At 63.0% G+C, this 5643-nt stretch carries 10 protein-coding genes; 3 read left to right on the top strand and 7 right to left on the bottom strand.

The window, feature by feature from the left end; all coding sequences use genetic code 11:
• The first annotated feature begins 218 nt into the window (after window positions 1–218).
• Complete coding sequence (locus MOX02_RS29110; RefSeq protein ID WP_147029270.1) at window positions 219–737, top strand: nuclear transport factor 2 family protein; 519 nt, start codon at window positions 219–221, stop codon at window positions 735–737.
• A 264-nt stretch (window positions 738–1001) separates the two neighbouring features.
• On the opposite strand, the gene MOX02_RS33070 is transcribed toward MOX02_RS29110, so the two are convergent.
• From MOX02_RS33070 to MOX02_RS29095, 3 genes are all read right to left on the bottom strand, one after another.
• On the bottom strand, window positions 1002–1799 hold the full coding sequence (locus MOX02_RS33070; protein WP_373866791.1) for a phasin family protein: 798 nt from the start codon (window positions 1797–1799) through the stop codon (window positions 1002–1004).
• A 112-nt stretch (window positions 1800–1911) separates the two neighbouring features.
• Window positions 1912–2271 carry a phasin gene (locus MOX02_RS29100; RefSeq protein WP_147029268.1) on the bottom strand — a complete coding sequence of 120 codons (360 nt, stop codon included), beginning with the start codon at window positions 2269–2271 and terminating at the stop codon, window positions 1912–1914.
• A 285-nt stretch (window positions 2272–2556) separates the two neighbouring features.
• The gene (locus MOX02_RS29095) at window positions 2557–3333 is read right to left on the bottom strand and encodes an HpcH/HpaI aldolase family protein (RefSeq protein WP_147029267.1); all 777 of its coding nucleotides are present in this window, start codon (window positions 3331–3333) and stop codon (window positions 2557–2559) included.
• Between the two features lie 212 nt (window positions 3334–3545).
• Here MOX02_RS29095 and MOX02_RS29090 point away from each other — a divergent pair, with 212 nt between their 5' ends.
• Both MOX02_RS29090 and MOX02_RS29085 read left to right on the top strand, forming a co-directional pair.
• A complete protein-coding gene (locus MOX02_RS29090; RefSeq protein WP_147029266.1) occupies window positions 3546–3749 on the top strand; it encodes a molybdate transporter family protein in 204 nt (67 codons plus the stop codon).
• A 158-nt stretch (window positions 3750–3907) separates the two neighbouring features.
• Window positions 3908–4087: a hypothetical protein gene (locus tag MOX02_RS29085; RefSeq protein WP_147029265.1), complete on the top strand. Its 180-nt coding sequence runs from the start codon at window positions 3908–3910 to the stop codon at window positions 4085–4087.
• A gap of 15 nt (window positions 4088–4102) precedes the next feature.
• Here the strand turns inward: MOX02_RS29085 and MOX02_RS29080 are convergent, their stop codons facing one another.
• The 4 genes from MOX02_RS29080 to MOX02_RS29065 form a co-directional block, all read right to left on the bottom strand.
• Entirely contained in the window at window positions 4103–4300 is a 198-nt protein-coding gene (locus MOX02_RS29080) for a hypothetical protein (protein ID WP_147029264.1), read from the bottom strand.
• Window positions 4301–4514: 214 nt separating this feature from the next.
• Window positions 4515–4760 carry a hypothetical protein gene (locus MOX02_RS29075; RefSeq protein WP_147029263.1) on the bottom strand — a complete coding sequence of 82 codons (246 nt, stop codon included), beginning with the start codon at window positions 4758–4760 and terminating at the stop codon, window positions 4515–4517.
• A gap of 105 nt (window positions 4761–4865) precedes the next feature.
• Window positions 4866–5126, bottom strand: coding sequence for a PepSY domain-containing protein (locus tag MOX02_RS29070; RefSeq protein ID WP_147029262.1), 261 nt, complete (start codon window positions 5124–5126; stop codon window positions 4866–4868).
• A gap of 203 nt (window positions 5127–5329) precedes the next feature.
• A partial coding sequence (locus tag MOX02_RS29065) for an inorganic phosphate transporter (RefSeq protein ID WP_147029261.1) occupies window positions 5330–5643 on the bottom strand: 314 nt, incomplete at its 5' end.

Genomic DNA, 5643 nt, shown 5'->3' with positions numbered 1-5643 from the left:
GCCATTTCGCGAGATCGTCTGTGTCGGCGTGGTTCGGCAGGATTTCACCGGACGTCTAGGCGACTTCGGAGAGGCGGGGTGTGATGTGGGTGGGTCTCATTGTGCTCCTACTCAACGGCTTTGGGCTCATGCTGGCTCCCTGAAAGGGTGTGGGATGCGAACCGCACTATCACTCTCAAGGGAGCCCATTTCAGTTGCCGTGTCACGCACTGCCGTCCATGATTTCATGGCCCATGGAGCAACACTTCAGCTGCTTGAGACCAAGCCAACGTGCGCCAGAGGAGGATACGATGTCTTCCACGGATGAACCTGTGGCGGGCCTAAAGCGCGCCTACGCACGTTGGAGCGAGACGAAGGGCCAAGATGTTCAGTGCTGGATGGACATTCTCGCCGAGGACGCAACCCTTGCATCCCTCGCCAATGGATCCGGCGAGTTGGCGTTCACGGCGCGGCGCAGCACACGCAGCGAGATTCTAGGCTATCTCGAAGGCCTGAGGGCCAACTGGGAGATGGTCGCGCACGAGATGCACGACTTCGTGGCGCAAGGGGATCAAGTGGTCGTGATCGGAGACGTGTCCTGGCGCAACAAGGCGACCGGAAAAGTCGCGAGCACTCGGAAGGTCGATCTCTGGCGCTTCTCGAACGGCCGCGTCACCGCTTTCGAGGAGCTTTACGATACAGCCCAGGTCCACGCAGCTGCTATGCCTGATCCGACAGGAGATCAGGTGACTGAGTGATCAGCTATCCTTTGTAACTGAACTTCGCACTTCGTGAGGCGATGCGCCACCTCGCGAGCTATGAACTTGCATCCTTGTGGCCGAGTAGAATCCCAGGGTGTGTTTCGGGTTCAGGTGAACCCAGGGTCCATGCCCTTCAGCTGCCGAGCGGTTCTCTGGGACTTCGTGTTCTTTTGCAGTGACCGAGAGGCAGAAAATAAAAAGGGCCGCCCGAAGGCGGCCCGCGTTGAGAGTATTGGGATTGCCCAGAAATCCACAGCGGCTCTATTGCTTGCTCTTCGGCCCAGTCGTGAGGCTAGCCAAGTCCTGCCCGAGGCTGAGCGCAGCATCCACAGCGCGGGCCATCTCCCGTGCCTGTAGGGCCACCGCGTCAGTCGGGGACTTTACACTGCTCAGAGCCCGGAAGTGGGCAACAGCAGCCTCGCTCTCTTTGCGCAGATAGGACCATACGGTCACGTTCGCCTGGACGGCTGCACGCGCAACATTGAGCGGGCCAGCAAACACCTTAGCCTGAGCTGGGGTGCGCCCTCTCCAGCCGCTTGCAGGTTGAGCCCCCTTACCTTGGGCAATTACTTCCGAAGAGGCTGGAGCCGGAGACTGAGGCTGGTTGCTCGCTGTGGCCGAAGCGGTGCCCGTGCCGGGGTCAGCGCGGTCGACAGCGGCTTCAGACTGTTCAGGTCTGGCGCTCGCGGCGCGCCGCGGTTCAGCGTGCGCTGGCTCGATGTCACTCGGTGCCGTGCTCTTGCTAGGCGCGGGTTCGCGAGCACCCCCATCTCGTGTTGCGTGTTGCGCCACCTTAGTCGCAGCAGGGCTTGATTTTGATGCTGCCGACCCTGCAGGGCGGGCCCGGATCGCTTTCTGCGAGACCTTCTCCAGCAGCTTGTTCGGGACGGGCTCCGTGGCCTTAGCCGGCTTGTGCAAGGCAGCTTCGATCGATTTAGTCACACTGGTCGATCTGGATGCCACATCCTTGCCCAGGACGCGAGGTGCAGCTTTTTGTGTAAGGCCCTCTGACGGCTTGCCTCCGCGCTCAGCCTCAGCTTTGCGGCCGGTCTGATTCATATCCACTAAGGACTGCCGCCTGCGTCGCGTCATCGCTCAATCCTCAGTGTCGAAGTGTCTCCCCTACACCGCAGAACGCCCGGGGCAGGGGAGAGGTGCCGGTCAATGGTGATCAGGCCTTCGTAGGCTGGACCGTGCCGATGAGCTCCTTGGCCTGGTTCTGCATGGCAGCGAACTGCGTGCGGACATACTCCGCCTGGAGCTGCATCGCCTCCTGCGCATCACGTGCACGCACCAGCTTCTGCGCCAGCTCGAAGGCAGCCGCGACGTTCTGCTCGGTGAAGTCGAAGCCGCGCGAGAACGCGACGCTGGCGGGCAGCTCAGTCGTCTTCGTGACGGACTGGAAGCTCTCGGCCGCCTTGCGGGTGTTCTGCAGGATGGTGGCGACGGCGTTGCGGGCCTGCTCGACGCTCTTCTCGGCGAAGTCGCGCATCTCGGCCGGAACTTCGAAGCTCGGCTGGGTGGTCGTCATGATGCCCCTCAAACTCAACAGCGACGTCGAATTATTTTATGCGCCGCACTGCATCCATGGTGCTACGCACAAACTTCGTCAGGGTAGGCAACTTGATGAAGCCGTGAGCAGAGGGCGCAAGCCCGCCGCTCTCCACCACTCTTCCTGACTCGCGATTTGAACTGCGCACCCGATGCGAGATTTCCGAAGGGCGCAGTCCACATGATCCCAGGGGGTATTGCGACGAGCGCGAGAACAGGAGGGCGCGCTCGCTGGCGCCTGCATGGAATTGGGACTGATTTCCATTTATGTGGCATCACCCGATGATGCGCCGAGCTCAGACAAAGCTCGAGCGGCACCGCCGGCGAGGAAGCTCACGTCAGCGCCCACGGTGACAAAGCGGAAGCCCTTGTCGACCCAGCGCCGTGCGTAGTCGGCACTGCTGTTGTGCATGCCCGCAATCACGCCATGCTGCTGCGCCTTCGCCAGGATAAGCTCGATCGCTTCGATCACTTGGGGCTCGTCCACGTCGGAGCGGGGCTCATGCCCGAGTGAGAGGGCGAGATCGTTCGGGCCGATATAGACCGCGTCGAGACCCTTCACTGAGAGGATCTCGTCAAGGTTGTCGAGCGCCTCCCGAGTCTCGATCATAGCGAGGCCCGCAACAGTGTTGTTGGCGTGCTGCAAGTAGTCAGATCCTGCATAGAGCAGGGCCCGAGCTGGGCCAAAGCTGCGGATGCCTGCGGGCGGGTAGCGCAACGCGGAGACGAACAGCTCTGCACCGGCGCGCGTATTCACCATGGGGCAGATGATGCCGTAAGCGCCCGCATCGAGCATCTTCATGATGATGCCGGGATCCAGCCACGGCACGCGCACGACCGGCACGGTTGGCGTGCTCGAGATCGCCGTGAGCATCGACACCGCGGCCTCGAAGCTGATCAGCCCGTGCTGCATGTCAACTGTCAGGCTGTCGAACCCGGCATGGGCCAGCGTCTCCGCGCAGAAGGCATCGGGGATCGTCAGCCAGCTGTTCACCACTGGCTTGTCGGCGGCCCAGAGCGTCCGGAGGCGGTTCTCGCGCATGCGCGTCTCTCCCGTGAACGGTAGCTGACCGGGGGACCGATGAAGCGCCGATATGATCCACTGCAAAGCGGCGGCAACCACCCACAGTGGCCATCCGCAATGAGGGAGGAGCGGTTCCATGAGGTTTGTGCATGTCAGCATGAGCTTGGCCCTACGCTGCAGTGCAGCAACTTCTGTCCTCAAGAGGCGTTACCCCTACACCTGCCCCGCTGGTGATCCCGACATGGGCGCAGCTCGTGCACGGGGTCGAGAATGCGGTCCTGCCGCAGATCCCGCTGACGCTGACGAACGCCATCATCGTCACGGCTGCTGCGAGCAAGCAGCTCTTCCCGGTCGGCGCGCAGCGGGTGACGGAGCGAAACCTCTCGGTCACCACGGGCGTCGGCAATCTGCTGGCCGCACCGTTCGGCGGCTAACCCAATGTGTCATGGCGCCGGCGGGGGCACTACAGGTTCGGCGCAAGGACGGCGACCGCGCCCGTGTTGATCGGCGTCATCTTCGTCCTGCTGGGTGTGCTGCTCGGCGACGGGGCTATGCCCTGCGCAAGACCATCCCCGATGTGGTGCTAGGCGCGATGTTGCTGTTCTCGGGCATCCATTTGGCGCAGTCGTCCAAGCCGCAGCAGTTCAAGGACGCGGACCTGTTCCTCGTCCTGCTGCTCGCCGCCATCGGGGTCACGCTGAACGCGGTGATCGGCTTTGCGGTGGGCCTCCCCATGGCCTACGCTCTCAGCAGGTGGTGGCTCTGGCTCTGACGACCGGGGGCGGGATCAGCGCCGCTTGCTCATGTTCATCGACATCTTCTCGCAGCAGCAGCCGCCCTTACCCTTCTTCATGCTGCCGTGGCCCATCGCCATGCCGGGCTTACCGCACATCATCCCGCCCTTGCCGCCGCCGCAGCTCATGGCCATCGCCGGTGCTGCGGAAAGCAACATCAGGGCGGCCGTGGTCACGACGAGCTTCTTCATGGGGCTTCCTCCATCTGGTTGGCCGGCATCATAGCACTTGGCCGACCCAGGTCAGCTGCGGGGGATTGCTCATCGATCGGGCTCAGCGAGGACTTGGACGATCCGGCACTCGGCGATCTGGCCTTGTCCGCACTCTTCCACCATCCGCTGAAGTTTGCGGCGCATGGCCTGTAGCTGCTCAATGCGGCGGTCGACCAGAGAGAGGGTCGTCGCGTCAGGGCTCCGGGCGGGCAACCAGCTCGCACGTGCCGCCAAGGCGCCGCTCAATGGCTGTCAGGGCGGCATCCAGGGTAGGGTGGATGAGCGGCACGCCCTCAAGTGAGCTCCCCCGCTCCGGAAGGATCGTGAACGGGTTGGCTGGCCAGGACGTTCTGCGGATCAGGCCGAGATGGCGGCCGAGGCGGTCGTAGAGGCTCCACTCGGTGTCGGGAGCCCCGATCGGGTTGACGATGATGTCCATGACCCCGTCTCCAAAGGGTCCGTCTCGTGTGCACGACACCGTCGTGTATCAGTGACGGTGTCGGCAAGCTGCCTTGTTTATACCAGCCGCGAGATGGCTCTCAGCTTATTCGGCTTCGCGTTTCTTGATCTCCAGCGAGGTCGGATCGAGCTTCAGATCGAACTCTTTGCCATTGGCGTCGATCGCGTCATCGACCTCGATCATGCCGTCCTCCATCTCGATCTTCTTCCATTTGGTGAAGCCCTGCTGCTTCAGCATGGCCTCAACCTTGGTCTGCTGCTCAGGGGCAAGCTTCTCGTCAGCCACAGCGCTCACGGCGAAGGTCACCGAGAGGGCGCACGCGAGAGCAGTCATCGTGAAACGCATGGTGAGTTCCTCCACATTATAGCCGCTACGAACATGGGAGGACGGCGGCAGTTCCTCAGCTCCTCAAGTCACAGCGAAAGGCAAAGGTTGCTTCAGATCAGCTGCCTGTCCTTCCGCGGGAGGTTCAGGCGGCACGAGCGAGTCTGGCAGCGACTTGCAGCCCTGCTTCGCCGCGGCCGTCAGCCGGCGGCCTTCAGGCACACTCAGCCGAGCAGTCCCGTCAGGGCGTAGCAGGCCGCCGAGATCAGCGCGGCAGCCGGGAGCGTCAGCACCCAGGCGGTCACAATGTTGCTGGCGATCCCCCAGCGCACGGCCGAGGTTCGGCGCGCGGCGCCAACACCGATGATCGCTCCGGTGATGGTGTGCGTCGTAGAGACCGGAACCCCAAGCCACGTCGCCGTGAACAGCGTGATTGCTCCGCCTGTCTCGGCGCAGAAGCCCTGCATCGGGTTGAGCCGCGTGATCTTCGAACCCATTGTGTGAACGATGCGCCAGCCGCCGAAAAGCGTGCCGAGCG

It is taken from the genome of Methylobacterium oxalidis (genome assembly GCF_007992195.1).
GTDB lineage: Bacteria > Pseudomonadota > Alphaproteobacteria > Rhizobiales > Beijerinckiaceae > Methylobacterium > Methylobacterium oxalidis.
Note: the sequence above shows the minus strand (reverse complement) of the source record. Positions and strands in the feature narration are given on the sequence as shown.